This is a genomic window from Gemmatimonas sp., from assembly GCF_027531815.1.
Taxonomy (GTDB): Bacteria; Gemmatimonadota; Gemmatimonadetes; order Gemmatimonadales; family Gemmatimonadaceae; genus Gemmatimonas.
This window is the reverse complement of record NZ_JAPZSK010000008.1, coordinates 1-25127: the sequence shown is the minus strand read 5'-3', so window position 1 is coordinate 25127 and position 25127 is coordinate 1. Positions and strand designations below refer to the sequence as shown.

Genomic DNA, 25127 nt, shown 5'->3' with positions numbered 1-25127 from the left:
GAGCACATGAGGCACGGAGTGAGTGCGGCGCTGCTGCCGCTGGTGTTACTGGGTCCCGGCATCGCGCCCCCGCTCGCCCCCGACGCGCACCACGGGAGGCAATGGTCGGTGTCGGCCGAACCGGCGGCCGCGCCCGTGGCCGATGCCGCCATGCAGGGCGATCTCGCGACGGTACGCGCCCTCCTGGCCAGGGGCGTCAGCGCCAGCGTGGCGCAAGGGGACGGCATGACCGCCCTGCATTGGGCGGCGCAGCGCGGCGACTCCGTCATGAGTGCCCTCCTGCTGCGTGCGAAGGCCCCGCTGGCGGCAACCACGCGCGTGGGGGCGTATCAGCCCCTTCATGTGGCCAGCGCCGCGGGGCACGCGGCCATTGTGCGCCAGCTGCTGGCGGCCAAAGCCGACGTGCGGGCCACGACGTCGGAAGGCGTAACCGCGCTGCATCTCGCCGCGCTGGCCGGTGTACCGGCCTCGGTGTCGGCGCTGCTCAAGGCGGGGGCCGATGTGAACGCCCTGGAGCCGGGGTGGAACCAGACCCCGCTCATGTTGGCCGCCGGCCGTGGCCGCACCGAGGCGGTGCGAATGCTGCTCAAGGCCGGTGCCAACCCCGCACTGGCGGCGCGCACCATGGATATCATGGCCAGCGCCGCGCAGGATCGGCAGGCCAAGATGCGGCGCGACGCCATGCTGCAGCAACTGCGGGAGAAGCAGGGACAGGCGAACAACCCCAACTGGATGCCTAGCCCCGAGCAGGTGCAGGCCGCCGTCAAGGCGTCCCGTGACGTCGAGCGGGCCGAGGCAACCGCGCAGGCCATCGCCGGCGTGCGCGATGCCACAGCAGCGGAGGAGGCGCGACTCGCCGCGCAGGGCGGTCGTGGCCTCGATGATGACAACCCGGCCTACAACGAGCTCATGGGGCGGCAGGGTGGACTCTCCGCGCTGCTGCTGGCGGTCCGCGAGGGAGAAATCGAGACCACGGAAGCGCTCCTCGACGGCGGTGCCGACATCAACCAGGTGAGCCTGGGCGACCATACGAGCCCGCTGCTCATGGCCACCATCAATGGCCACTACGACCTGGCCATGGTGCTCGTGCGCCGCGGCGCCAACCCCAACCTGTACAGCGACGCCGGTGCGGGACCGCTGTTCGGGGTGCTCAACAAGGAGTGGGCGCCCAGCACCCGCACGCCGCAGCCGGCGTTTCAGCTGCAGCAGAAGGCCACGTATCTCGAGGTCATGCAGGCACTCCTTGCGGCCAAGGCCGATCCCAATGCCCGTCTGTCGCGTTCCCTCTGGTACACCACCTACAATCGCGACAACCTGGGCGTGGACTTCAACGGGGCCACGCCGTTTCTGCGCGCCGCGTATGCGACCGACGTGGCGGCCATGAAGCTGTTGCTGGCCGCCGGTGCCGATCCCAAAGTCGGCACCATCAAACCACCGGCACGAGTACGGCGTGGTGGCGCGACGGCACCCGCCGCTGATCCGTCGGGGCTGCCTCCTGTACCGGTCGGCGGCCTTGGCATCCTGCCCATTCATGCGGCGGCCGGCGTGGGTTACGGTACCGGGTTTGCTGCCAACGACCACCGTCACGTGACCGATGGCTGGATGCCAAGCGTGAAGTTCCTGGTGGAAGAGCTGGGCGCCGACGTGAACGCGCGCGACTTCGCCGGCTACACCCCGCTGCACCACGCCGCCGCGCGCGGTGACAACGCCATGATCCTGTACCTGGTGTCGAAGGGTGCCGACCCCACGCTGGTGGCGCGCTCCGGGCAAACCACCGTGGACATGGCCAACGGCCCGGTGCAGCGCACCTCGCCCTACCTCGATACGATCAAGCTGCTCGAAGGGATGGGCGCGAAGAACAACCACCGGTGCGTGAGCTGCTGATGCGCTGAGTCGCCGACGGCATGACACAGCCGTCGGCGTCCCTTTACGTAGCCGTTGCCGGGTCAACACGCCGCCGTGCCGAAGCGGGTCGAGCTTGTCGACCATGCCTCCATGGATTCAGCGTCTCGACGCGAGTGATCGCGCGATCTTCGCCCGGCTGTGCCTGTCACCGGGCAGCGGCAGCGCCGCCCGCACCTTCTGGTCCTGCATCACGCATCTCGGGGGTGCGCGCGCCAGCATCGGTCTCACGGTGCTGGCGCTGCTCTTTCCCGCCGTCGACCTGCGCCTCTGCTGGCGTACGCTGCTGCTGCTGGGGTGGTCGCATCTCGTCGTGCAGATCGTGAAACGCACCGTGGGCCGTCCCCGGCCGTCGACGGCACCGACGTTCACGTCGCTGGTGGAGGTTCCGGATCGCTTCTCCTTCCCCAGCGGTCACTCCTGCGCCGCCATGGCGGTGGCCATTGGATTCGCCACGGCCTTCCCCACCTGCGCTGTTCCCTTGCTGGTGGTGGCGGGGCTGGTGGGCTTCTCGCGGGTGATGCTGGGTGTGCACTACCCGGGAGACGTGGTCGTAGGGCAGGCCATTGCGTTGATGACAGCGTTCCCGATCCTGCGCTGACGCATGACCAGCGTTCCACTTACCTCTGGGCTTGCTGCGGCGCCACGCCGCCTGCACCTGGCCACCGCCGAGTTGCCGGCGAACCCGCGCCCCGATGCGGAGCTCACGGTGCTCGACGCCACCGAGTGGTTTGGCGAGACCAGTGGCGGCATCCGCACCTACCTGCTCGAGAAAGGACGATACGTGGCCGCGCGTCGTCAGCTGCGGCAGGTGGTGCTCGTCCCCGGCAATGAAGATGCCATCGACGATGCATCGGGTGTCCGCTTCGTGCGGATGCGCGGCCCGTCCATTCCCCGTCATCGCCCCTACCGCTTCCTGCTCGCCTCCCGTTCCATCGCACGCGTCATTCGGCACGAACAGCCCGATCTGATCGAAATCGGGAGTCCCTTCCTTGTGCCTTGGCTGGTGCACCAGGCGGTGCGGCACACGCCTGTGCCGCTGGCGTATTTCCATCACACCGACGTGGCCCGTGTCGTCTCGAACGTCACGCCGGCATCGCTCCGCCCGCACGTGACGCCCCTCGTCTGGCGGTACCTGCGCCAGATTGCGCGACGGTGCGCCGTGGCCATCGTGGCCACCGAGAGCGGCAAGCGCGAACTCGAGGCCAACGGCTTCGGGCGCGTGGAGCGTGTCCCGCTGGGGGTGGATGTCGACACGTTCACGCCGGCGCGACGCCCCACAGGGTGGGCGTTGCGGGCGCACCTTGGCCTCCCCGACGCGCCGCTCGCCGTCTTCGCCGGCCGGTTCGCGCGCGAGAAGGAGCTCGACGTGGTGCTCGACGCCTGGAGTCGCGTGGAGGCGCAGACGGGCGCCCGACTGATGCTGGTGGGCGCGGGCCCCGACGCGGCCAGGCTGCGGGCACACCCGTACGCGCGGCGCGTGCTGTTTCAGCCCTTCGTGAGCGACCGGACGCAGTTGGCGGCACTGCTGGCCGCGGCCGACCTGTACGTGGCTCCCGGGCCGGCGGAGACCTTCGGCCTGGCCGCCGTCGAAGCCATGGCCTGCGGCACACCGGTCCTGAGCGTCAACCGCGGTGGTGTGGCGGAACATGTGGCGAAGAGCGGTGCCGGCCTCTGCTACGAACCGGGAGACGCGACCTCCCTGGTGCACGCGGCGGCGTGCCTGCTCGGGTCGGATCTGACGGTGCTCGGTGCTCGCGCGCACGGCTATGCCGTGGCGGAGCACAGTTGGGCGCACGTGTTCGACCGCCTCTTCGCCCTGTACGCGTCCCTGCGACGGTGAATGCCGCGTCGCTACGGTGCGCCGGCCGCATGGCGGGTGTGCGGCTCGCACTCTTCTCCGACACCTTCAGCCCGCAGGTGAACGGGGTGGCGCGCACCCTGGACCGTCTGACGACCGCCCTGCGGGAGCGCGGCGGTGAGGTTCTGGTGTTCACCACCGACGAACCGGGCGCCCACGACGCCATGGATGTCGTGCGATCACCGGGACGCGCGTTCCCAGCCTACCCGCAGCTGCGCCTGTCGTGGCCGCGGCAGTCCGCGGTCATGGCGCGCCTTCGCGAGTTCCAACCAACGCTCGTCCATGCCGCGACGGAGTTCGGCATGGGGTTGGCGGGTCGTCGTGCGGCGCGAGCGCTCGATGTCCCATTCGTGTCATCGTATCACACCAGCTTCACCGCGTACGCGGCGCACTACGGTATGGGCCTTCTCGCGCGACCCGGGTGGTCCTACCTGCGCTGGTTTCACAACGGCGGTCGTCGCACGTATTGCCCCACCGCGGCCATCGTGCGGGAGGTGGAAGCCGAGGGATTCGAGCGCTGCACCGTATGGACGCGCGGAGTCGACGGCCACCGCTTTTCTCCCCGCTATCGATCGGCGGCATTTCGCGCGGCCATCGGGGCGCACGACGGCACCCTCGTGGCGGCCTACGTGGGGCGCCTCGCCGCCGAAAAACAGGTGGACGTTGCCCTCGACGCGGTGCGGCTGACGTCTGCCGCCAGACCGGGGGCCGTGCGACTCCTGGTGGTTGGCGATGGGCCGTGTGATGTGTCTGCGCGATCCCGTGCGCCGGAGGGGAGTACCTTTACCGGTCGCCTCGAGGGCGCTGCGCTGAGCGAGGCGTACGCAAGCGCCGATGTCCTGCTGTTCCCCAGCACCACCGACACCTTCGGCAACGTCATGTTGGAAGCCATGGCGTCGGGCACGCCGGTGATCGGCGCGGACGTCGCGCCGACACGCGAAGTGCTGCTCCCCGATCGAGGGTGGGTGGCGCCGCCTGGTGATGCCGCGGCGGTCGCCTCTCTGCTGACCCAGCTGACCGATGATCGCACGCCGCTCCATCTGCGCCGTGAGGCGGCGCTCAAGCATTCGGCAGCGTGCACGTGGGATGCCGTCTGGGATCGGTTGTTCGACGACTATCTCACCGTGCAGGGGTCATCACCAGCGGCGAGGCTGACGGTCCACAGCTGACGGCGGCGGCAGCCATGACCTTGTGCAGCAGGGCATCCAGCTGATCCAGTGCCCGATCGGTGGACAGGGACTCGGCCGACGCGCGGGCACCGACGCGCAGTCGCTCGTGCAGCGAGGCGTCGGCCACCAGACGCGACATGGCCGACACGCAGCCGTTCATGTCACCCGGCGCAAAGGCGAGTCCGTTGCGCGCATGTTCGAGATGCTCGCCCACGCCAGCTGCGTCACAGGCCACCACGGGCAACCCTGACGCCATGGCCTCGAGCACCACCAGCCCGAGCGTTTCGGTCTCCGACGCGGTGACGAATCCGTCGGCACTCGCGTACAGCGCGGGCAGGTCGCGCACCCGATCGACGGCCCCCAGGAAGATCACGTCGTCGCCGGCCCGTTGCCGCAGTCGTCGTTCGATCGGCCCGGCCCCGGCGATGATGAGGCGCAGTCGACGCTCGCGAAAGCGCACGCGCACATGCTCGAAGGCGTCGAGCACGAACTCCACGTTCTTCTCGGGGGCGAGCCGGCCCACATGCAGGAAGGTGAAGTCGGCACCCATGGCAAAGCGATGGCGGCTCAGCAGCGAGAAGTGTCGTGGCGAGAAATGCGTGGTATCCACGCCTCCGCCCCAGACGGCCGTGTGCCCAACGTGCATCGCGCGCAGCGTGCGCTCGACCGTGGTGGACGGAGCCATCGTAAGCTGCGCACGCCGGTGAAAGCCGCCGAGCCAGCGCTGCACGACCGGACGCAGGAACGGCACGCCGTAGGCATCGCAGTAGCGCGAGAAGTCCGTGTGATGCGTGGTCACCACCGGTACGTCGTACGCGCGAGCCGCGCGCAGACCGGCCCACCCCACGGTGAATTCGGTGGCGCAGTGGACCAGATCGGGACGGAAGTCCCGGATGATGCGGTGCGCCAACCGCAGGGGGGGCCACGCGAGTCGGACCGCCGGGTACGACGGCAGGGCGCGAGACGATATCGAGAAACGGCGCAGGACAGGTGGCTCGGAAAGCGCCGCGCAGAGCGTCGGGGGGTAGGCGGGCGCCAGCACTGCGCAGTCCCACCCGCGCGCGGTCAAACCGGTCACCATGCTGGCCGTCACGACGCTCACTCCATTGAGCTGGGGCGGGAAGCTGTCGGTGCAAACGAGAAGGCGTGGCATCAGGTGGGAGTGTGCGACGGCCATATCTCAGCGGCGCGACCGACTGTCACGGGACCGTCAACGCGCGGTCACATATATGCCGGGGATGGCGCCCCGCATTTCGTCCCATGGCAAACCGTCTGGCGTGCCTCTTGTTGCGGCTCGGCCCGAAAAGCGGGAGATTAGCCCTTCTGTGGACCACCCGGTCCATCCGTTACCCTCACGGAGATCCCGCCATGCGATGTGTCCGACGTTGGTATGCTGTCACGACAGCGTGTGCTGCGCTGTCCCTGCTTGCGTCTCCTCTCGCGCTGAAGGCTCAGGGGACGGGCACGGTAGAGGGCAAGGTGACGGTGGCGGAGAGCGGCGAGGCGCTCCAGGGGGCATCGATTGGTGTGACCGGTACGCAGATCGGTGCCATCACCAGGGCCGACGGCAGCTACCGCTTCACGCTGCGCCCGGGCCGGTACGAACTGCGCGCGCGCATGCTGGGTTACGCCGGCCGCGTGGACACCGTGGTGGTGGAAGCGGGACGTACGGTCACCAAGAACTTCGTGCTGGCCAAGTCCACCACGCAGCTGGAGGCGGTCGCCGTGACCGGGTCGCGTGGTGGTGAGCGTACGCTCGTGAGCAGCCCCGTCCCGGTGGACGTCATCACCACCGCCGACCTGCGGTCGACGGGTCGCGTCGAGACGGCGCAGATGCTGCAGGCGGCCGCCCCGTCGTTGAACTTCCCGCGCCCCGCCGTCGCCGATGGCACGGACCATGTACGCCCCGCCACGCTGCGTGGCTTGGCCCCGGACCAGACGCTCGTGCTGGTGAACGGCAAGCGGCGGTACACGAGCGCGCTCATCAACAACAACGGGACGGTGGGGCGCGGCACCTCGGCGGTGGACCTCAACGCCATTCCTGCGTCCATGATTGACCGCATCGAGATCCTGCGCGACGGCGCCGCCGCGCAATACGGTTCGGACGCCATCGCGGGCGTGATCAACATCATCCTCAAGGGTGCCACGGCGGGCGGCGCCTCCATTCAGACGGGGCAGTTCAACACCGACGTGGAAGGACTCGGCCAGCGGAACGATGGGACCAACACGACCGCGTCGGCCGATCAGGCGGTGACCTGGGGCAACGGCAGCTACCTGCACGCCGGCATCGAGTGGCGCAATCGCGCCATGACCAACCGGAGCTTCCAGGATCCCCGGCAGCAGTTTCCCACGGGGGATCCGCGCGAATCCACGGCCAACCGCTTGACGCACTGGTCGGGCGATGCCGCAACCGCCGACGTGGTGGGCATGGTCAACGCGGCGCACAATGTGAGCGAGAACCTGCAGCTGTACGGGTTCGGATCGTTTGGCCGCCGCGACGGGCGGTCCACGGGCTTCTTCCGGCGCCCCATCCAGACGGCGCAGGTGGTCGCGCGGTTGTATCCCAACGGGTTCCTTCCCAACATCGAGAGCGACATCACGGACTTCTCGGCGGGGGGTGGTGCCAAAGGCACGGCCAAGGGGTGGGATTGGGACCTGAGCCAAGTGTTCGGCATGAACGAGTTCGGCATCACGGTGTCCAACTCCAACAACGCCTCGATGGGGCTCAACAGCCCGACGGTGTTCGATGCCGGCACCCTCGGCTTCGCGCAGGCGCTCACGAACTTCGACGTCACGCGTGAAGTGAGTGCCGCCGGCAAGCCGGTGCGCCTCTCGAGCGGCGCCGAATTCCGCTGGGAGAACTACCGCATCGAGCAGGGCGAAGAGGCGTCGTACATCAACGGTCGCGTCCCGGTGCTCGACATCAACGGAGCACCGGTGCGCAACGCCGCTGGCCAGACGACGATCGCGCTGGTGGGGTCGCAGGTGTTTCCCGGATTCTCGCCCACCGACGCTACCGACCAGTCGCGTACCGCCGTTGCCGCGTACGTGGACGTCGAAAGCGACATCACCAAGAAGTGGCTCGTGGGTGCCGCGGCGCGTTTCGAGAACTTCAGCGACTTCGGATCGCAGGCGACGGGCAAGTTCACCACACGCTTTGCCCCCGTGGAGCAGTTTGCCATTCGTGGTGCCGCCTCGACCGGCTTTCGGGCGCCGTCGCTGCAGCAGAGCTTCTTCACGTCCACGGCCACCACGTTCGTGAACGGCCTGCCGGTAGACATCAAGACGCTGCCGGTGGCCAGCCGTGAGGCGCGTCTGCTGGGCGCCACGGACCTCAAGCCCGAGAACTCGGTGAACCTGAGTGCCGGCATCACGCTCCAGCCCAACAAGAGCCTCACCGTCACGGCGGACTACTACAACATCGCCATCAGTGACCGCATCGTGCTGTCGGAGAACTTCATTGGCACGGGCATCGTGAATTTCTTCGCCCAGAACGGGCTCACCGGCATTGGCGGTGGTCGCTACTTCACGAACGCCATCGACACGCGCACCAATGGCCTGGATGTGGTGGTCAACTACGGCTTGGACCTCAAGGCGAACGGCGTGGTGCGGCTCACGGCCGGCTACAATCAGAACCAGACCAAGGTGACGCGCGTGGTGGTGAACACGCCGCCGCAGCTGGGTAACCTGAACGAAACGCTGTTCGGTCGCGCTGAGCGCGGACGCATCGAGGTGGGACAGCCGCGCAACAATCTGGTGCTCAACGGCACGTGGGACATCAAGGATTTCACCTTTACCCTGCGCGGGCAGCGGTTCGGTGAGGTGACGGGGCGGCAATTGCTCGCCACCGGCACAGCGCGGCAGGTCCCGGACGTGGAGTTGAGCGCGAAGGTCATCACCGACGTGAGCGCCTCGTACAAGCTGCTCAAGCGGGCCACCCTCACGCTGGGTTCGGACAACGTCTTCGACGTGTATCCCGACCAGATCACCGATCTGGGCGACGTAGCCACGGGCTACGGTGGTCAGGGCACCTTCGGCGTCTTCCGCTTCTCGGGGCTGTCGCCGTTCGGCTTCAACGGCCGGTTCCTGTACGCGCGTCTGGCGTACTCGCTCTGATACCGCACCGCATCGGGGATGCCCCCGATGCACCACGAGGCCCCCGCACCATGCCGGTGCGGGGGCCTCGTTGCACCTGCCCCGATCAGAAGCTGGTTGCCGCTGCGAGTACGAAGCCCCGCCATTTGCCGCCGCTGCGGATGTCCTGCGGGCCACCGTGACGTCGCGATTGGTGACGGTCACCGGGGCGCCGGTACTGGGGGTGACACGGTACGACCCCAGGTCGCCTTCCACCCGGTTCCAGCGCGCCGAGAGGAAGAGCTTGTCGCCCTTGAGAAGGCGGACGGTGCCTTCGCCCATCAGCTGGGTCACTTCACGCGTGGCGGTTTCCGCCGCGGAACCTGACGAACGGGTTCACCATGACCGCGTTGACCTTGTCGGTGAAGCCCGGGTTGATCATGCCCGAGGTGAAGTTCGCCGCTTCGGTGGACGCGGTGTTCTCGAGCACGTAGTAGTAGCGCGAGCCGGCGCGGTCACCGCTGTACAAGGTGCCGTTGGCCGCCGACCCCTGATTGCGGAACGACCCCGTGAGGCGTGTGCGCAGATCGTCATTGAGCTGCTTGTCGAAGCCAAGCTTCGCCATGAAGGCCGGGGAGCGATCACTGGCACGCAGCGTCTGGCCCCGCACTTCCCCGTTCGTCAGTGCCACCACACCGAGCAGGCCGTGCTGCTGGAAGATGGCCTCGGCCCCGACCTCGGTGGTGAAGGCATCGAGAATGAGGTTGCCCACGAGCGGGGTGTAGAGTACCTGCCCGTTTCCCCCATCGGCAGCGGCACCGTTGCTGAACTCTTTCATCTTGAGTGCCTTGCCCATGTGCTCGTTCCGCGTGTCGTTCCTGCACTCGAGCTGTGCCGCGGGGAAGTCGACCTCCACCGTGCCGCTCACCTTCCTGCCGTCGAGCGTATGCTCGATGACGTCGTCGGTGGCCGCGTTGAGCGAGACCTCGATCTTGTCGGCGCTGCAGCTCCCGCTCCGCAGCGTGGAGGTGCCGTCGAACCAGAGGCGGATGCCGTCACGCAAGGTCAGCGCACGGCCGGGCACGGCGGGCGTGGCGGCGACGAGGAGCAGCGCCGCGGCGGATATGGTGAGATGCGAAAGCGGGGAGCGCATCGTGGGGTCTCCGACGATCGGCATGCGGCTCACGATGCGCACGGGGATGCGACAGGACGACAGCTCGATGTTGAGCTTGAATGGACCGACCCCTTTATGGTGCTTGGGATCGCGCACATGCATGATGACCACCCGGGTGGTGAACGCCCCGGCGAACGTTTCCACCACTTCCTCGGCCCCGACCGTGACGAGCGTCGGGTTGCGCGTCACGTCGAAGTGACGATTGAACTGGTGAGCGCCTTCCCGGTCGAGCGGGATGGTGCGCAGGAACTGCAGGAAGGAGAGTTCATCGAGCGGTAGCGGCGAGATCCATTTCCACCAGGGCATCCGACTGCGACAACGGATGACGCTCGCGCTGCTCGAAGCGCACGGCGACGAAGCGCGTGGGGTCGAGCCAGGAGGTCGTGCGATCGGTGGCGCGAACGAACGCGCGCCTGGCCTTCGTTTCGGAGACCAGGCGCCAGGTGGGCACGCCGCGCTCGAGCACCGGCCCCTCGACACGCATCTGCCCGTGTCCGATGTTGCCGCCGAAGGCGACGTTCACGCGGTAGTCGAGGACTTCACCCACCGGAAACGGGAGGCGCGGCGTTGCCGCCGTGTCGCGTAGCGCCGATGGCTGCGCCTGCGCCCGGACGGGCGCCACGAGTGACGCCAGCACAGCAGCGCCGAGCCGCCGATTGTTGGCAGCGAAAGAGGGAGCAGCGAGACGGTGGGCATGTGGGGGGAAAGCTGAACACGGGATCCCTCCCCGTTCAGCAGCGCCCCCCCTCTCCTGCGTGAGGATTTACCCGACAGTTGCCGTGCGAGCTATCTCACGGCGGTCTGCACGGCGTGCGCGGTCCGGCCGGTCAGGCCACCATGCGCGACGACACCCGGAACACGGGCACCAGGGGCATCCAGAAGGTCGCCAGACGGGTGCCGCCTTCCACGAGCGTCACCTCCACGTACCGTCCCGTGTGCAGGGGCAAGCTGCCCGTGCGCACGGCTCCATCGCCGAGCAGCCCAACCACACCGGCGACGCTCAGATAGCGCTCGAGCACGTGGACCTGCACATCGGCGGTTCCGCCGACGGCGCGCGCCGTGCCAGCGTGCAGTTGCAGCACATGGCGCACGCGCTCGTCGGTCACATGGCAGTGCACAAGCGAGGCCGCCCATGTGTGATCCTGATGGACCACCGATGGCAGCACATCGCGTAGGGCCAAGCGGGCCTCGAACAGCAGGGCATCCGCGTCCGGGCTCACCAACGCGCTCTCGCCGCGAGCGGTCGGTGCTATGTCATCCTGAGTCGGCAACGGGGCTCCGGTGGGTGGAACGCGACCATTGAACGGGATGGCCGCAGCAGATGGGTGATTGGGATGGGGAGTCCAGTCCGAGCATCCTAATGCAGCGTACAAGAACGCGCACATGCGACGGTGGGGCCCCCCCGGACGGTGCCATGCAGGTGACGATTCGCGCCCGACGTTGACCATCGCGGCCAGCCCCTGTGGCACATGGGCGAGTCGGATTGGCGGCCGCCTGCTCCGGGGCCATGCACGCGGGTGCTGAAGCGAACCGGCGGGCCGGATCTCCCGGTGAAGCGGCTTCGGGCTCCCCCGCCCTCGTGCCCAGCGCCCCGGAACCGGCACAACGGAACCGGCACAACGGGGCTGCAGTTCGTCTCCGGGCGTGGTTATACTGCCCCTTGGACCCTCAACCAGCCCTGCCATGCCGCCGTTCAGCGCCCCGATCAACGCCGATTTCCTCCTGCCGATCATCAAGCTGCCGCTCCTGCTGATCTCCTCGATCTTTCAGGTGATCCTGGCGGTCGGACCGATCGGGCAGATTGCGATCATTGCGGCGTTCATCGCCCTGTTCACGCGCAACATCATGGGGCCGCACCAGCCGTAGCGTTGCTACGCGACGGCCACGACGACACCGACCGCCGTGGCACCTGCAAGGCCCGGAGCTGCCACTCGGCTCCGGGCCTTTGTCGTGCGCGTTGACGGGGACGTTCAGCGATCGCGCACCGCGTCGCGGGCAATGACGCCGAAGTCCTCGTGCCCGTGGCCCTGCGCAATGACCTCGTCCATGCGCGCCGCAATCCCCGGGAGCGCCGCCACCGGACGCGCGCCGGTGGTCTCGAGCATGAGCTGCACGTCCTTGCGTGCCATCACCAGCTCGAAGCTCGCCGTGAAGTCGCCCTCGCTCATCTTCTTGCCGCGGTTCTGCAACATGCTGCCGGGGTTGAAGAACTCCAGCAGCTTGAGCGCATCGGGGGCGCGCACGTCGCATCCTTGCGCCACGGTGAAGACGTCACTGACCAGCGCGCCCAGCCCGATGATGAGCGTGTTGCCCATGAGCTTGTAGGCGGCGGCGAGATCGGCCCGCTCGCCCCAGTACACGACCCGTTGCGCCTGCTGTTCGAGCGCCGGACGCACCGCGTCGTACAACACCGAGGGGCCGGAGACCATGATGATCCCCTGCCCCAGCCGCGCCGCCGCCGGTCCGATGAAGACAGGGCAGTGCAGATACCGCACGCCCTCGGCGTTGAGCCGCGCGGCGCGCTCGCCCGTGAGCGCGGGATGGGTGGTGGTGTGGTCACAGATGATGGCCTCCGGCGCGAGGCCAGGGCGCAAGGCGGCGACGACTTCTTCCACCACCGCGTCGTCCTTGAGTACCAGGTGAACCCGCTCGGCGCCACGCACGGCATCGGCCGGCGACGCCGCCACCTGAGCGCCGAACGCTGCCAGCGCCTGTGCCTTGCCGCGCGTCCGATTCCATACCCGCACCGTGTCGCCGCGCGTGAGCGCGGCCTCGACGAAACCGCTGCCGAGCAGCCCGGTTCCGAGATAGGCGATGACCGTCATACGGCGAAACATAGCGATCAACGGGTACGGGCAGCAGAATAGAACGCGGCCGAACTCAGCCGGTCGCTGCTGATCCCTGCCCGCTGCCTGCGAGCACGCGGGAACCGATCCTCGTCCCCAGCCCCAGAGCCATGCGTATCCTCGCTACCCTGTCCGTGCTGTTGCTTGCCGCTGCGTGCCGCTCGTCCGGCGCCGGTACGGGAAGTGGTGTTGCCGCCAAGCCCGCGATGCCCACCGAAGTGACCCCGGCGCGCGTGGCGCTCGGCGACTCGCTGTTCAACAACGGCGGCTGCATGCGCTGCCACGGGGCCAAGGGCGTGGGCGCGCAGAACGGCCCTGCCCTCAATGACAATGCCTGGGACCAGCTGGCCACGGGCAGCTACGAGGAGATTCGCGCCCTGATCGTGAGCGGCGTCCCCAAGGAAAAGATCAAGGTGACGACGCGCCCGAACGCCATGGGCGCCCGCGGCGGGCGCATGAATCTGAACGACGAGCAGATCAGCGCCGTGGCGGCCTACGTCTGGACCCTGTCGCACAAGTGACGGTGCGATCGGCACACGCTGTTCAACTGCGTGCGGAACGCGTGAACTGAACGCGGACACGCGATCAACTTTCCGTTCGCGCTGTCCGTCGCCAGTTTGCGATTGTTCCCGACACTCTTCAATGCCACGGAGTCACCCATGCTCATCTCCTCCGCCCTCGCCGCGGCCATCAACACGCAGATCGGCAACGAGCTTGCTGCCAGCCTGCAGTACCATCAGATCGCGGCGCACTTCCACGAGATGCACCTGCTCCAGTTGGCGGGCCTGTTCCACAAGCAGGCGACGGAGGAACGCGAGCATGCGGAGAAGCTCCTCAAGTATGTGCTCGAAACCGGTGGTGGCCTGCGCATCCCCGCCGTCCGCGCCCCGATGCACGTCTTTCCCACCGCCGAGGCGGCCGTGGAGGCCGCGCTGAGCTGGGAAAGGGAGGTCACTGGGCAGATCAAGGGGCTCATGGACCTCGCCGCGAGCGAGGGGGACTATCTGGCGCAGGGATTCCTGCAGTGGTTCGTCGATGAGCAGCTCGAAGAGGTCACGAAGATGCAGCGGCTGCTGGGCGTCATTCGCATGGCGGGCGAGCGCAACCTGCTGAGCGTGGAAGCGTATCTGGTGCACGGTAACGCGTGAATGGCCAGGGGCGGCGTGTTTCCCATCCGGCTTTCCTTGCCGCACGCCCCCCTGCCCGGTTAGCTTCCCCAGTCTGGCGGTATGCGGGTGCACGACGTGCTCCCGTGGTACTGCCCAAGCGGTTCCCGAGTCGGCCTCCGGTCGGCGCCGGATGCCGCAATGCGCGCGTAGCTCAGTTGGATAGAGCGTCGGCCTCCGGAGCCGAAGGTCGCAGGTTCGAGTCCTGCCGCGCGCATGGCACTGCCACGTGGCTGGTCGTGGGTGGTTGCCGCGCTCCCCTCGCTCTCATTGCCCCGTGCACGTTGCCGAGCTGAAGCGGAAGTCGGTTCCCGAACTCCTGGTGCTGGCCGAGTCGCTGCAGCTCTCCAGCGTCAACGGGTTGAAGAAGCAGGAGCTGATCTTCCGCATCGAGCAGGCCCTGCTCGAAACCGAGACGACGCTCTACGGCGAAGGGGTGCTGGAGGTCCTTCCCGAAGGGTATGGCTTCCTGCGGGCTCAGGATTTCAACTACCTGCACGGCCCCGACGACATCTACGTCTCCCCTTCCCAGGTGAAGCGCTTCGACCTTCGCACCGGCGACACGGTGATGGGCGAAGTGCGGCCGCCCAAGGAGTGGGAACGGTACCTCGCGCTTCTCAAGGTGGAGCGCATCAACGGTGGTGACCCCGAGCAGTCCAAATTGCGCAGCGCCTTCGACAACCTGACCGCCAAGTACCCCGACGAGCGTATCCATCTGGAGCGCAAGAACGGGGAAGTCGCGACCCGCATCTGCGACATCATCGCGCCTCTGGGCAAGGGCCAGCGTGCCCTCATCGTCGCGCCGCCCAAGGGGGGCAAGACGATCCTCCTCCAGCAGCTCGCCAACGCGATCGCGGAGAACCATCCGGAGGTCACGCTCATCGTCCTGCTGATCGATGAGCGCCCCGAGGAGGTCACCGACATGCAGGCAAGCTGCCCGAGCGCCGACGTGATCTGCTCGACCTTCGACGAAACCGCCGAACGCCATGTGCAGGTGGCCGGAATGGTGCTGGAGAAGGCCAAGCGGCTCGTGGAGAGCGGCAAGGACGTGGTGATCCTGCTGGACTCCATCACGCGACTGGCGCGCGCCCACAATGCGGTGGCCCCGCAGGGTGGCAGGCTCATGTCCGGCGGCATGGAGGCCACGGCGATGCAGAAGCCCAAGGCCTTTTTCGGCGCCGCCCGCAACCTCACCGAGGGCGGGTCGCTCACCATCGTGGCCACGGCACTCATCGAGACCAACTCGCGCATGGACGAGCTGATCTTCGAGGAGTTCAAGGGTACGGGCAACATGGAGCTGGTGCTCGATCGCAAGCTTGCCGAGAAGCGCATCTTCCCCGCGATCGACATCAACAAGAGCGGCACCCGGCGCGAGGAGTTGCTCCTGTCGCAGAAGGAGCAGCAGCGGGTCTTCCTCCTGCGCACCTTCCTGGCCGATATGCCGAGCGACGAGGCCATGCTGTTTCTGCTCAAGCGCATGGAGCGCGCGCAGAACAATCAGGAGTTCTTCGAGCAGATGGCGGAAGCGTGACGGCCGCGTCGGCGGGGCGACTGTTTGCCGTGGACTGGGGCGACAAGCGTATCGGCCTCGCGATCAGCGACGAACTGGGCATGCTGGCCTCGCCCGTCGGCATCATCACCCGCCGCGCCGGCAAGCGCCCGCCGCTGGCGGAACTCATGCGTCAGGCCGAGGCGCTGGGCGCCACCGGATACGTGTTTGGCCTGCCGCTCGACCCTGCTGGCGCCGAGACCGACCGCTCGCGCGAGGTGCGCGAGATCGCGGCCAGGCTCGCCACGCGCCAGTCGCTCCCCATTCGTCTCGTGGACGAACGGTTCACCACGTCATCAGCGCTGCGCAGCATTCGCGAACAGGGTGGCTCCACCCGCGGCCGCAAGGGCGACGTGGACGCGATGGCGGCGTGCGTGCTGCTGGAAAGCGTGCTCCGTGCGGCGTCGCAGGGCGTCGCGCTTGGCGAGGCCGTGGCGGGAGGCACGGAGGGGATGGGGCTCGGGGACAACGCGGATGGCCCGTAAGCGTTCGACGCCCAATCGCGTGATCCCGCTCGGCGTCCTTGCCGTGGCGATCGTGCTGATGGCGTGGGTGTGGCGCGAAGTGGGCGGCGCGAGCAGCCCCACGGGGCAACCGGCGCGGGTGGTGGTGCCCAAGGGGGCAAGCCTTGGTGTGGCGGCAGACTCGCTGGAGGCCAACGGGGTGATCGGCTCTCCGCCGCTGTTCCGTCTCTTTGCCCGCCTCACCGGTGCCGAGACCACGATCAAGCCGGGCACATACCAGTTTGCCGCCGACGCGGGGTATCGCGATGTGCTCGATGCGCTGGTCACCGGTCGCGGGCTCATGAAGAGCGTGGTCATCCCCGAGGGGTTCGACTTGCGCGACATTGTGCCGGCGCTGTCCAAGGCGCTCGATGTGCCCGCCGACTCGGTGCGCGCCGCCACGGCCGACACGGCGTGGATGCGCGAACTCGATGTGCCCGTACCGAGCCTCGAGGGGTATCTGTTTCCCGCCACGTACACGTTTCCCGCCGGTACCACGGCCCGGGACGCGGTGAACGCCATGGTGGAGCGGTTCCTCGACGTGTGGAAGCCGGAATGGGACGCCCGGCTGCAGGCCATGAGCCTCTCGCGCCACGATGCCATCACCATGGCGAGCATCGTGGAGAAGGAGGCACGCAAGGCCGAGGAACGTCCGCTCATCAGCGCCGTGTACTGGAACCGCGTGAAGAAGGGGATGCGCCTGCAGGCCGATCCCACGGTGCAGTACGCGCTGCCGCAGCACGTCGAGCGGGTCCTTTACAAGGATCTCGAGGTCGACTCGAAGTACAACACGTACCGGTACGCGGGCCTTCCCCCGGGACCGATTGCCAGCCCCGGCGAGGCCAGCATTGCCGCGGCGCTGGCACCGGCCGACGTGCCGTATCTCTTCTTCGTGGCGCGCCCCGACGGCAGCCATGAGTTCACGGAGACGTTTGCGCAGCATACCCGCGCCATTGCGCGCAGCAAGGCCGCGCGGCGCGCGAGCGCCGGGGTGGCGTCGCCCGCCGCTCGCCGGTAGACACAGCGTGGGTTTGCCGTCGCCGTCCATCTCGCTCATCATTGCCACGTACAATTGGCCGCAGGCGCTGGCCGTGGTGCTGCGGAGTGTGCGTGCGCAGCAGGTGTGGCCCACCGAAGTGCTGATCGCCGATGACGGATCGCGCAGCGACACGCGCGCGCTCATCGACCGGGAGCGCGCCGGGTTGCCGGTGCCGCTGGTACATGTATGGCACGAGGATGCGGGCTTTCGCCTGGCGGCGATCCGCAACAAGGCCATCGCCCAGGCGCGTGGTGACTACATCGTGCAGATCGACGGAGATGTTGTCCTGCATCCCCGCTTCATCCAGGCGCACGCCGCGTACGCGCGGGGCGAGCGCGGCGCCGAACGCCGCGTGCGGGGCTGTCACATGGCGTTCTGGCGCGACGACCTGCGGCGTGTGAAGGGCTACGACGAAGCCATGGAAGGCTGGGGCCGGGAAGACAGCGAACTGGCCGCCCGGCTCTCCAACGCGGGCGTGGTGCGGCGCAACCTCAAGTTCGCCGCGGTGTGCTATCATCTGTGGCACCGCTCCGCGAGTACCGAGTCGGTGGCACGCAATCACGATCGTTTCCTGCGCACCGTGCGCGAACGGCGCACGTGGTGCGATCACGGCCTCGATCAGTATCTGTCCCCCGCGAATCGTGTGGCCTGACCGCCTGCGCTTCACCCGCTGCACGTCGAGGTTGCCGTGAATCGTCCCCATCGCCGTTCACCGTCCCGCACCGGCCCTTCCCGGGGAGGGGCCACCTCGCCGCGCCGGGAGCCCACCGCCGTGACAGGCGGCGACATTGCCGTGGTCAATCGCAAGGGCGCCCAGCGCCTGCGCCAAGGGCATCCGTGGGTGTTTCGCAGCGACGTCGAACGGCTGCCCGCGCTGCCTGCCGGTGTGGTGCGGGTGGAGGAAGCGAATGGCGCCGCACTGGGCTGGGCCCTGTGGAGCCCGCAGTCGGAGATTTCGCTGCGGCGTATCGAGCGCGACCCCGAGGTCGTGATTGATGCCGCGTGGTGGCACGCGCGCCTGCGCACCGCCGTGGCACGCCGCGCGCCGCTGGAGGCCGTGGCCAATGCCTACCGCCTGGTGCACGGGGAGGGAGACGGCCTGCCCAGTCTGGTGGTGGACCGATACGACGATTCCCTCGTGGTGCAGTTACTGTCGGCGGGCATGCACGCGCACACCGACCTCATCGTGGACTGTCTGCGCGATCTCACGGGATGCCGTGGCATCCTCGCGCGCAACGACCCCGCCGCGCGCGCACGCGAAGGGCTGCCGCGCGAGGTGACCTTGCTGTACGGCGAGGTGCCGCCGGTGGTCGAAGTGCTCGAGCACGGCGTCCGCTATCTCGCCGCGCCATGGGACGGCCAGAAGACGGGGGCATTCCTCGACCAGCGCGAAAACCGCGTGCTCATTGGTTCACTGGCGCGTGGCCAGGCGCTGGACTGCTTCGCGTACCACGGCAGTTTCGCGCTGCACCTGGCCACCCGTGCCGAGCATGTCTGTGCGGTGGACATCTCCGCCCCCGCCCTGGCCCGGGTACACGACCACGCGGCGCGCAACGGGTTCACCAACATCGAACCGGTCGTCGGTGATGCGTTCGAGGTGCTGCGTACGTGGCATCGCGAGGGGCGACGCTTCGACACCATCGTGGTGGATCCGCCGGCCTTCGCGAAGAGCCGGAACGCGCTCGACGGGGCGTTGCGCGGGTACAAGGACATCAACCTCCAGGCCATGAAGCTGCTGGCGCCGGGTGGCCTGCTCTTCACGGCCAGCTGCAGCTTTCACCTGTCGCGCGGGCTCTTTTTCGAGATGCTCAGCGACGCGGTGGCCGACAGCGGCCGTCCGTTTGCCCTGCGCGCCATCACCGGTCAGCCCCTCGATCACCCGGAGCTCATCAACGTCCCCGAGTCGGGGTACCTCAAGGGCGCCCTGCTGGAAGCGATGAGCTGAACCGGACGTGCCGGTGATGCCGGGCACCGCGATGGGTCCGCGGGCCAGATAGGGTGGAACGCGACTGGCGTGTTCGCGTCATGCCTCGCTGCACTCCCCCGTTCGGTAGCCCATGATGTCCGCCACCTTCCCCTTGCGCCACCTTGCCGTGGAGGCAACACGCCTCCTGCAGGAGCGTCGCGGCATCGCGCGGTATGTGCGCAATCTGCTGCGGGAGTTCGCCCTCCAGCGGCCCTCGCTCCAGCTCACGCTGTTCGTGAAGGACCGCCGGGACGTGGCGGCCCTGCGCCTTCTGCTCGCCTCGGTGCATCCGACACTGGCCTCCAACGCCACGATCGACTGCATCGATGCGCTGCCGACAACAGCCGCCGAGGTGGCGTGGTATCCGTGGAACTTCATCACGACGCCTGCCCAGGCGGCCACGATGGTGGCCACGGTGCACGACATCGCCCCCATGCTGCAGCACGACCATCGGTGGTGGAAGCTGCTCAAGCGTGTGAAGTACCGTGCCCGATATCGGCGCACCGTGCAGCTCGCGCACGCCATTGTCACCGACTCCTGCTTCTCGCGCGACGAGCTCGTGCACCACCTGCGGGCCGATCCCGCCAGCATCACGGTGGCCCTGCTGGCCGCCGATGACGTGCCGCTGCGGGGGAGCGACGACGCGCAGCCACTCGAGGCGGCAGGCGTGGGCGCACCCTTCATGCTCACGGTGGGTGGACAGGACGCGCGGAAGAATCTGGTGATGCTCTACGAGGCGATGGGTATGCTCTGGGCGCGTGGGGTGCGTGTGCCTCTCGTGCAGTGCGGCCCCGCCCTGGCGCGCGAGACGCGCGCGCGACTCGGCAAGGCGCCCTGGCTGCACCATGTGGGGTATGTGAGCGACGACCAGTTGGCCACCCTGTACCGGCGGTGCACGGCGCTGGTGTTTCCTTCGCGCTACGAAGGCTTCGGACTGCCCGTGGCGGAAGCCATGCGGGCAGGCGCCGCGGTGATCTGCACGCGGGAGAGTTCGCTGCCGGAGGTGGCAGGGAGCGCGGCGCGCTATGTGGCCTGGAACGATGCGGCCGCGATGGCCGATGCCATGCAGGAGCTGACGCTGCACGAGGGAGCGCGGCACACGCTCCAGGAGGCGGGGCGCCGGCAGGCAGCACGGTTGTCCTGGGCGGCAACGGCGCGCGAGACGCTGCAGGCGTTCGATCGCGCCATGGTCCGTCGCCAGGGCGCGGTCATGTCGTCGGCACTCGCGGCGCCGGGACCGTCAGCGCCGCTGGCAGCGTCCGCAGTGAAAGGTGCTGCGTCCCCCCTGCACGGTGCGCGCGATGCGGGAACCGCAGCGGCGGCACGGTGCGCCGTCGCGCCCGTACACCCGCCAGATCGCGTCTTCACTCACGCCCTCCTGCGCCCAGTAGCGTCCGGTCGGGGCCGTCTCCAGCACGAGACGGATGGCATCGCGCAGCCGCGTCACCCGCGCGGCGGACAGCGAATGCGCCGGGGTGTGCGGGTGAATCTTCGCCTCCCAGCAGGCTTCGCTCGCATAGATGTTGCCCACGCCGGCCACGAGCCGCTGATCGAGAAGGACCGGCTTGATGGGCCCACGCCGTGAGGCGAGGGCGGCGTGCAGCACGCTGGCGGTGAAGGCCTCGCTCAGCGGCTCGGGACCGGCGTCGATACCCGTGAAGGTGCCGGGGGCGTGCAGCCGCACCACGCTGAACGCACGGCTGTCCACGAGGCTCACGCGGGTGCCCTCGCGCGTTTCGAGGCGTACCCGTTCGTGCCTGGGGGGGGCCTCGTCGAGGCCGGTGAACTCCCAGTCGCCGGTCATGCGAAAGTGGACTTCGAGGACGGCGCCGTTGTGCAGATGCAGCAGCTGGACCTTGGCTCGCCGCTCGATGCGTTCGATGCGGAGGCCGTGTACCGCCTGACAGGCCGAGGGGGGCAAGGCGCGGCGCTGGCTGGCGTGCAGCGTTTCGACACAGGCAACGGTGTGGCCGAGCACGGCCGCGCGCAGGCGTCCGGCGGCGTGTTCGACTTCGGGGAGCTCCGGCATACGGGGGGAACAATCACGTGAGGCGGAAGGATCCCGTCGTACTCTGCCCTGACGGTCAGTTGTCGGCAGCGCAAACACTTACCCCCGGTGCGATCACAAAACTGGCTCTTGCGGGAATGCCGGGAGCGGGTAAGTTGTCCACATTCCATCCACATCCAGAGGGCTAGCGCTATCAGTTCTCCCCGGTCCCTCAAGTACGAATACGAGCAGTATGTCGAGCACGAGATCGAGGACTACAAGGACTCGGTCTCGCGCAACGCGCTGCTGAAGATCGGCGACGAGGCGGTCGAGGCGCTGCGCAAGGCGGACCAGATCGCGTTGACGGAGCTGCTGGTGTGGCAGGAAGTGGACCGCATCATTGCGCGCCGCCTCCGGCTGCCGACCTACGCCACGTGGAAGCGCCGGCGGCTGCGCATGCTCGAGGCGTACCGTCGGCCGGAGCACTGGGGAATCGATCCCGACGCCGCGCTGGTGCGCGCCCTGGCCGATTCGGGCGACCGTCACGTGCTGGTGGCGGGGGCCGAGCGGGAGGGGCCGGCGCTGTACCTGGCGGCGCGGGGCGCGGCGGTGACGGCCGTGGAGCCCGCCGAAGACGCCGTGGAGCGTGTGGTGAAGGCCGCCCATGCGGCGGGGCTTACCGAGCGTATTCGCGGCTACTGCGCCGATCTGGGAGCCTGGGCGCCCGACGTGGCCCTGCACGCGGTGGTCTGCTCGCCGAGTGCGTTTGCCGGGCTCACGCCACAGGATCGGGCGCGGGTCATCGAGGTGTTGCAGAGTGCGACCGTGGACGGGGGCGTGCACCTCGTCGAGACGATCGCTGCCGGTGCCGACAGCCGCGCCGATGGACTTCCGCTCGAGGAGCTGGCGCACCGCTATCGTGGGTGGACGATTTCGGTCGAGCGTACTTCCGGGTTGCGCGAAACATTCATGGCGCGGAAGGCAGCGGTCGCCTGACCCGTTTCACTTCGACACGGGAAACGGTTCGTCGTCTGTGTCGTGGGGACACCGGCGCCTGGGATGAGCTCCCTGGTTATTTCGCAAGCTATTGTTTTTCTTGAACTTGCGATTATTCCACGGAATGGCACCAGCTATGCACGAGGGATTGAGGTCACCGCCGTCGGCGGTGCCGCTGCCTGCCTCGACGCACGGTGCGTCGCGGGTCTTCAATCCCGGGTGGAGGGTCACCCATCATGCGCCTCAAGCAACTGTTGCCGCCTACCGCCAGTCAGGAGCCGATCGGCATCGTGATTGCCGACGGTGGCCGCGCGCCAATGGCTCCCCGTTTCTCGGCGTTCGTGTGGGGGCCGGTTCCGGATGACGAGCCGGCGCTCGTGCGCGACCCGCAGGAGTTGGTCGCGGTTCATTCGTAGTGCCAGGGGACGCGGTGGCGGTGGCTGCCGCCGACCGGTCCTCTCGCAAAGCGTGAAAGGCGCCGGCAGACAAGCCGGCGCCTTTCGCGTGTATGGGTACTGCGGGATCGCTGAAAAGCGAATTACGCCGCAGCAGGAGCCGGAGCCGCCGCCGCCTTCTTGGCGCGCTTGGCCGGCTTGCGAGCCGTCTTCTTCGCGGCCTTCTTGGCGGCCTTCTTGGCGCCCTTCTTGGCCGCCTTCTTCACGACCTTCTTGGCCGCCTTCTTCACGGCCTTCTTGGCCGCCTTCTTGGCCGGCTTCTTGGCGGCCTTCTTGGCGGCCTTCTTGGCCGGCTTGCGCGCGGCCTTCTTCGCGGCCTTCTTGGCCGGCTTCTTTGCCGCCTTCTTGGCGGCCTTCTTGGCAGGAGCCATTTGAACAACCCTCTCACGAGAGATGGAAACGCTCACTTTCCCCCGGTGGAAAGGTGAGCACACACGTCGGGCGGCGCATGCACCGCGTCGTCGTGCGCTACGCGGCCTCCAGGAGGCACGCGTAGTGGAGTGTCCGCACCGCCACCGCGGCGGCAGGTGCAGACAAGGCTGCGGACCGTCTCACCGCCAGCGTGGCGAGAGGACCGGACAGTTGGTGGCAAGACGTGGCAGCGGCGTACAAGGCAACCGACCGGCTGCCGACGCCGTGTGCCAGCACCGCATGCTGACGGGCGGGACCGCTCGGACGCGCCACCGAGATGTTGACGGCGACAGCGGAGCGAGCCGTCGGTCCGCGCACGGGCGCGAGCAACGACGGCGAAGCCGAGGCCGACGAGCAGGGGTCGTCAGCCTCAAAGATGGGGGTCGCAATCGCGACGCGGGACTTCAGGTGGAACTCGTGCCGTTTTATCGCCACGCGTTGCCGATGAGGACTGCGCGCCCCGATCCTGCGTGAACTCTGCAGCTCGAGGACTCCGGATGTGGACAGCGCGCGCAAGTCGTTGAATTGACGCGAATATACGCGTGGATAATTCAAACGCGCAATAGCGCGTATAAAGAACGCGCGCGATTTAAGCGGACTCGCGGCAGACTGACGCGGGCGAACGTCTACCAGAGCTCGCGCCATGGTGCGACTTTTGTCGTTCCCTGCGACGAACATCTTCCGGAGCGCCGCTCCGGTTCACGACGTGGAGTGACATGAAAGCGCTGGTGAAGCAGACCGCGGGACGCGGCCTCACGCTGACGGACGTTCCGGAACCGACGATCCGCGACGACGAGGTCCTGGTGCGCGTACGGAGCGCCGGTGTCTGTGGCACCGACGTGCACATCTACGAGTGGGATGCGTGGGCCGCGGGGCGATGCCGTCCGCCGTTCATCTGCGGACACGAGTTCGCCGGTGATGTGGTCGCCGTCGGCAACCTCGTCGAAAGCGTGCAGGTCGGCGACCGGGTGACGGCCGAGGGGCACATCGTGGACGACCGTTCGCTGTTCAGCCGCACCGGGAACGCGCACGTCGACCCCTCCACGCGCATCATCGGCGTGGACCGCGACGGCTGTTTCGCCGAGTTCATCGCCATGCCCGCCACGAACATCTGGCACCTGGATGATGCCATCAGCTACGACATTGGCGGTATCCACGACCCCATGGGGAACGCCTTCCATACGGCACTGACCGCTGAGATTCCGGGGAGCGTGGTCCTCATCACCGGCTGCGGCCCCATCGGCGCCTTCGCGGTGGGAATCTGCAAGGCGGCGGGCGCGGCGCACATCATCGCGACCGACGTGAACCCGAAGCGGCTCGCCCTCGCCCGCACGATGGGAGCGCACGACGCGGTCCACCCGGACCAGGCGCAGGCAGCGGTGATGGCGGCAAGCGACGGCCACGGGGCCGATGTCGTGCTCGAGATGAGCGGCGTACCGAGCGCCGTGCACCAGGCGTTCGCGCTGGCGCGGCCGGCGGGGCGGGTCAACATGCTCGGCATTCCGTCGCGGACGATCGATGTGGACTTCGCGACCGAGATCATCTTCAAGGGGCTCACCATCTACGGGGTCGTCGGCCGTCGCATGTACGACACCTGGCACCAGATGTCGCGCTTCGTTCGCTCGGGGCAGTTCGACCCCACGCCGGTCATCACGCACCGTCTCCCCCTCGAGGCGGTCGACGAGGCGATGCATCTCATCCGGTCGGGCGAAGCGGGCAAGATCATCTTCAGCATCGCGTAGACCGCACGCGGGTCGGGGTCGGGGTCGGGGGTGTAGTCGTGGCACTGCCACGACGGTCGGGGTACGGCCACAGCGGTCGGGGTACGGCCACCACGGTCGGGGTCTTCCTCCAGTCGGGGTTTGGGCCCGGGTCGGGGTCTTGAGGGCGGTCGGGGTCGGGGCTCCGGTCGTGCCTTCGCTGCGCTGGGCGTCGGGGGGCGGCGGTGGCGGGGGCGGGGGGCGGGGGTTGGCGTGGTGTGCCCCGACAGGTAGCCCCCGGCCTCGACCCTGACCCCGCCGCCCGCTGT

At 68.2% G+C, this 25127-nt stretch carries 24 protein-coding genes and 1 tRNA gene; 19 read left to right on the top strand and 6 right to left on the bottom strand.

The genetic code is table 11. The features are described from left to right. Positions 1-6: 6 nt before the first annotated feature. The 4 genes from O9271_RS11520 (at position 7) to O9271_RS11505 (ending at position 4932) form a co-directional block, all read left to right on the top strand. Positions 7-1884 (top strand): ankyrin repeat domain-containing protein, encoded by a 1878-nt coding sequence (locus O9271_RS11520; RefSeq protein WP_298269703.1) that lies wholly within the window; start codon positions 7-9, stop codon positions 1882-1884. Positions 1885-1987: 103 nt separating this feature from the next. Beyond that, positions 1988-2503 (top strand): phosphatase PAP2 family protein, encoded by a 516-nt coding sequence (locus O9271_RS11515; RefSeq protein ID WP_298269700.1) that lies wholly within the window; start codon positions 1988-1990, stop codon positions 2501-2503. 3 nt (positions 2504-2506) lie between these two features. Then, positions 2507-3745 carry a glycosyltransferase gene (locus tag O9271_RS11510; protein ID WP_298269698.1) on the top strand — a complete coding sequence of 413 codons (1239 nt, stop codon included), beginning with the start codon at positions 2507-2509 and terminating at the stop codon, positions 3743-3745. A 38-nt stretch (positions 3746-3783) separates the two neighbouring features. Continuing rightward, the gene (locus O9271_RS11505; protein ID WP_298269695.1) at positions 3784-4932 is read left to right on the top strand and encodes a glycosyltransferase family 1 protein; all 1149 of its coding nucleotides are present in this window, start codon (positions 3784-3786) and stop codon (positions 4930-4932) included. Here the strand turns inward: O9271_RS11505 and O9271_RS11500 are convergent. Further along, on the bottom strand, positions 4883-6085 hold the full coding sequence (locus O9271_RS11500; protein WP_298269694.1) for a glycosyltransferase family 1 protein: 1203 nt from the start codon (positions 6083-6085) through the stop codon (positions 4883-4885). The two genes, O9271_RS11505 and O9271_RS11500, sit on opposite strands and share 50 nt — an antisense overlap. Positions 6086-6300: 215 nt before the next feature. On the opposite strand from O9271_RS11500, the gene O9271_RS11495 reads away from it, so the two are divergent. Continuing rightward, positions 6301-9048 (top strand): TonB-dependent receptor, encoded by a 2748-nt coding sequence (locus tag O9271_RS11495; protein WP_298269692.1) that lies wholly within the window; start codon positions 6301-6303, stop codon positions 9046-9048. A 313-nt stretch (positions 9049-9361) separates the two neighbouring features. On the opposite strand, the gene O9271_RS11490 is transcribed toward O9271_RS11495, so the two are convergent. The 3 genes from O9271_RS11490 to O9271_RS11480 all read right to left on the bottom strand — a co-directional run bounded on the left by O9271_RS11490 (position 9362) and on the right by O9271_RS11480 (position 11400). Further along, complete coding sequence (locus O9271_RS11490) at positions 9362-10486, bottom strand: DUF3108 domain-containing protein (RefSeq protein ID WP_298269690.1); 1125 nt, start codon at positions 10484-10486, stop codon at positions 9362-9364. Then, positions 10446-10817 (bottom strand): DUF3108 domain-containing protein, encoded by a 372-nt coding sequence (locus O9271_RS11485; RefSeq protein ID WP_298269687.1) that lies wholly within the window; start codon positions 10815-10817, stop codon positions 10446-10448. Before O9271_RS11485 ends, O9271_RS11490 begins: the two co-directional genes overlap by 41 nt. Positions 10818-11007: 190 nt before the next feature. Continuing rightward, positions 11008-11400, bottom strand: coding sequence for a hypothetical protein (locus tag O9271_RS11480; RefSeq protein ID WP_298269685.1), 393 nt, complete (start codon positions 11398-11400; stop codon positions 11008-11010). Positions 11401-11863: 463 nt separating this feature from the next. On the opposite strand from O9271_RS11480, the gene O9271_RS11475 reads away from it, so the two are divergent. After that, positions 11864-12046, top strand: a complete 183-nt coding sequence (locus O9271_RS11475) for a hypothetical protein (RefSeq protein ID WP_298269682.1) — start codon at positions 11864-11866, stop codon at positions 12044-12046. A gap of 104 nt (positions 12047-12150) precedes the next feature. Here O9271_RS11475 and O9271_RS11470 read toward each other — a convergent pair whose 3' ends face one another. Beyond that, positions 12151-13005, bottom strand: a complete 855-nt coding sequence (locus O9271_RS11470; RefSeq protein WP_298269679.1) for an NAD(P)-dependent oxidoreductase — start codon at positions 13003-13005, stop codon at positions 12151-12153. A 131-nt stretch (positions 13006-13136) separates the two neighbouring features. On the opposite strand from O9271_RS11470, the gene O9271_RS11465 reads away from it, so the two are divergent. The 12 genes from O9271_RS11465 (at position 13137) to O9271_RS11410 (ending at position 22648) form a co-directional block, all read left to right on the top strand. Then, complete coding sequence (locus O9271_RS11465; protein ID WP_298269676.1) at positions 13137-13547, top strand: cytochrome c; 411 nt, start codon at positions 13137-13139, stop codon at positions 13545-13547. 138 nt (positions 13548-13685) lie between these two features. Then, positions 13686-14174 carry a ferritin gene (locus tag O9271_RS11460; RefSeq protein WP_298269674.1) on the top strand — a complete coding sequence of 163 codons (489 nt, stop codon included), beginning with the start codon at positions 13686-13688 and terminating at the stop codon, positions 14172-14174. A gap of 161 nt (positions 14175-14335) precedes the next feature. Continuing rightward, a tRNA-Arg gene (locus tag O9271_RS11455) sits at positions 14336-14409 on the top strand. 60 nt (positions 14410-14469) lie between these two features. Continuing rightward, positions 14470-15723, top strand: a complete 1254-nt coding sequence (gene rho, locus O9271_RS11450; protein WP_298269672.1) for a transcription termination factor Rho — start codon at positions 14470-14472, stop codon at positions 15721-15723. Beyond that, on the top strand, positions 15720-16226 hold the full coding sequence (ruvX, locus tag O9271_RS11445; RefSeq protein WP_298269670.1) for a Holliday junction resolvase RuvX: 507 nt from the start codon (positions 15720-15722) through the stop codon (positions 16224-16226). The genes rho and ruvX overlap by 4 nt, the downstream gene beginning before the upstream one ends. Further along, positions 16216-17262, top strand: a complete 1047-nt coding sequence (gene mltG / locus O9271_RS11440; RefSeq protein ID WP_298269667.1) for an endolytic transglycosylase MltG — start codon at positions 16216-16218, stop codon at positions 17260-17262. The genes ruvX and mltG overlap by 11 nt, the downstream gene beginning before the upstream one ends. 7 nt (positions 17263-17269) lie before the next feature. Next, complete coding sequence (locus O9271_RS11435) at positions 17270-17935, top strand: glycosyltransferase family 2 protein (protein WP_298269664.1); 666 nt, start codon at positions 17270-17272, stop codon at positions 17933-17935. Positions 17936-18055: 120 nt separating this feature from the next. After that, entirely contained in the window at positions 18056-19228 is a 1173-nt protein-coding gene (locus O9271_RS11430) for a class I SAM-dependent rRNA methyltransferase (protein ID WP_298269661.1), read from the top strand. Positions 19229-19340: 112 nt separating this feature from the next. Further along, complete coding sequence (locus O9271_RS11425; RefSeq protein WP_298269660.1) at positions 19341-20834, top strand: glycosyltransferase family 1 protein; 1494 nt, start codon at positions 19341-19343, stop codon at positions 20832-20834. Positions 20835-20846: 12 nt separating this feature from the next. Continuing rightward, a complete protein-coding gene (locus O9271_RS11420) occupies positions 20847-21299 on the top strand; it encodes a hypothetical protein (protein WP_298269658.1) in 453 nt (150 codons plus the stop codon). A 66-nt stretch (positions 21300-21365) separates the two neighbouring features. Continuing rightward, positions 21366-22232: a hypothetical protein gene (locus tag O9271_RS11415; RefSeq protein WP_298269656.1), complete on the top strand. Its 867-nt coding sequence runs from the start codon at positions 21366-21368 to the stop codon at positions 22230-22232. A 236-nt stretch (positions 22233-22468) separates the two neighbouring features. Further along, entirely contained in the window at positions 22469-22648 is a 180-nt protein-coding gene (locus O9271_RS11410) for a hypothetical protein (protein ID WP_298269654.1), read from the top strand. Positions 22649-22770: 122 nt separating this feature from the next. On the opposite strand, the gene O9271_RS11405 is transcribed toward O9271_RS11410, so the two are convergent. Beyond that, complete coding sequence (locus tag O9271_RS11405) at positions 22771-23058, bottom strand: hypothetical protein (protein ID WP_298269652.1); 288 nt, start codon at positions 23056-23058, stop codon at positions 22771-22773. Between the two features lie 756 nt (positions 23059-23814). Between O9271_RS11405 and tdh the strand changes: the two genes are divergently transcribed. Continuing rightward, on the top strand, positions 23815-24840 hold the full coding sequence (gene tdh, locus O9271_RS11400) for an L-threonine 3-dehydrogenase (protein WP_298269650.1): 1026 nt from the start codon (positions 23815-23817) through the stop codon (positions 24838-24840). The last annotated feature ends 287 nt before the right edge of the window (positions 24841-25127 follow it).

Bases quoted from the DNA above. Each gene is read 5' to 3' on its own strand.
- O9271_RS11520 (WP_298269703.1), top strand. From the start codon at position 7: ATGAGGCACGGAGTGAGTGCGGCGCTGCTGCCGCTGGTGTTACTGGGT.
- O9271_RS11515 (WP_298269700.1), top strand. From the start codon at position 1,988: ATGCCTCCATGGATTCAGCGTCTCGACGCGAGTGATCGCGCGATCTTC.
- O9271_RS11510 (WP_298269698.1), top strand. From the start codon at position 2,507: ATGACCAGCGTTCCACTTACCTCTGGGCTTGCTGCGGCGCCACGCCGC.
- O9271_RS11500 (WP_298269694.1), bottom strand. From the start codon at position 6,085: ATGCCACGCCTTCTCGTTTGCACCGACAGCTTCCCGCCCCAGCTCAAT.
- O9271_RS11495 (WP_298269692.1), top strand. From the start codon at position 6,301: ATGCGATGTGTCCGACGTTGGTATGCTGTCACGACAGCGTGTGCTGCG.
- O9271_RS11490 (WP_298269690.1), bottom strand. From the start codon at position 10,486: ATGCCCTGGTGGAAATGGATCTCGCCGCTACCGCTCGATGAACTCTCC.
- O9271_RS11475 (WP_298269682.1), top strand. From the start codon at position 11,864: ATGCCGCCGTTCAGCGCCCCGATCAACGCCGATTTCCTCCTGCCGATC.
- O9271_RS11470 (WP_298269679.1), bottom strand. From the start codon at position 13,005: ATGACGGTCATCGCCTATCTCGGAACCGGGCTGCTCGGCAGCGGTTTC.
- O9271_RS11465 (WP_298269676.1), top strand. From the start codon at position 13,137: ATGCGTATCCTCGCTACCCTGTCCGTGCTGTTGCTTGCCGCTGCGTGC.
- O9271_RS11460 (WP_298269674.1), top strand. From the start codon at position 13,686: ATGCTCATCTCCTCCGCCCTCGCCGCGGCCATCAACACGCAGATCGGC.
- mltG (WP_298269667.1), top strand. From the start codon at position 16,216: ATGGCCCGTAAGCGTTCGACGCCCAATCGCGTGATCCCGCTCGGCGTC.
- O9271_RS11425 (WP_298269660.1), top strand. From the start codon at position 19,341: ATGATGTCCGCCACCTTCCCCTTGCGCCACCTTGCCGTGGAGGCAACA.
- O9271_RS11410 (WP_298269654.1), top strand. From the start codon at position 22,469: ATGCGCCTCAAGCAACTGTTGCCGCCTACCGCCAGTCAGGAGCCGATC.
- O9271_RS11405 (WP_298269652.1), bottom strand. From the start codon at position 23,058: ATGGCTCCTGCCAAGAAGGCCGCCAAGAAGGCGGCAAAGAAGCCGGCC.
- tdh (WP_298269650.1), top strand. From the start codon at position 23,815: ATGAAAGCGCTGGTGAAGCAGACCGCGGGACGCGGCCTCACGCTGACG.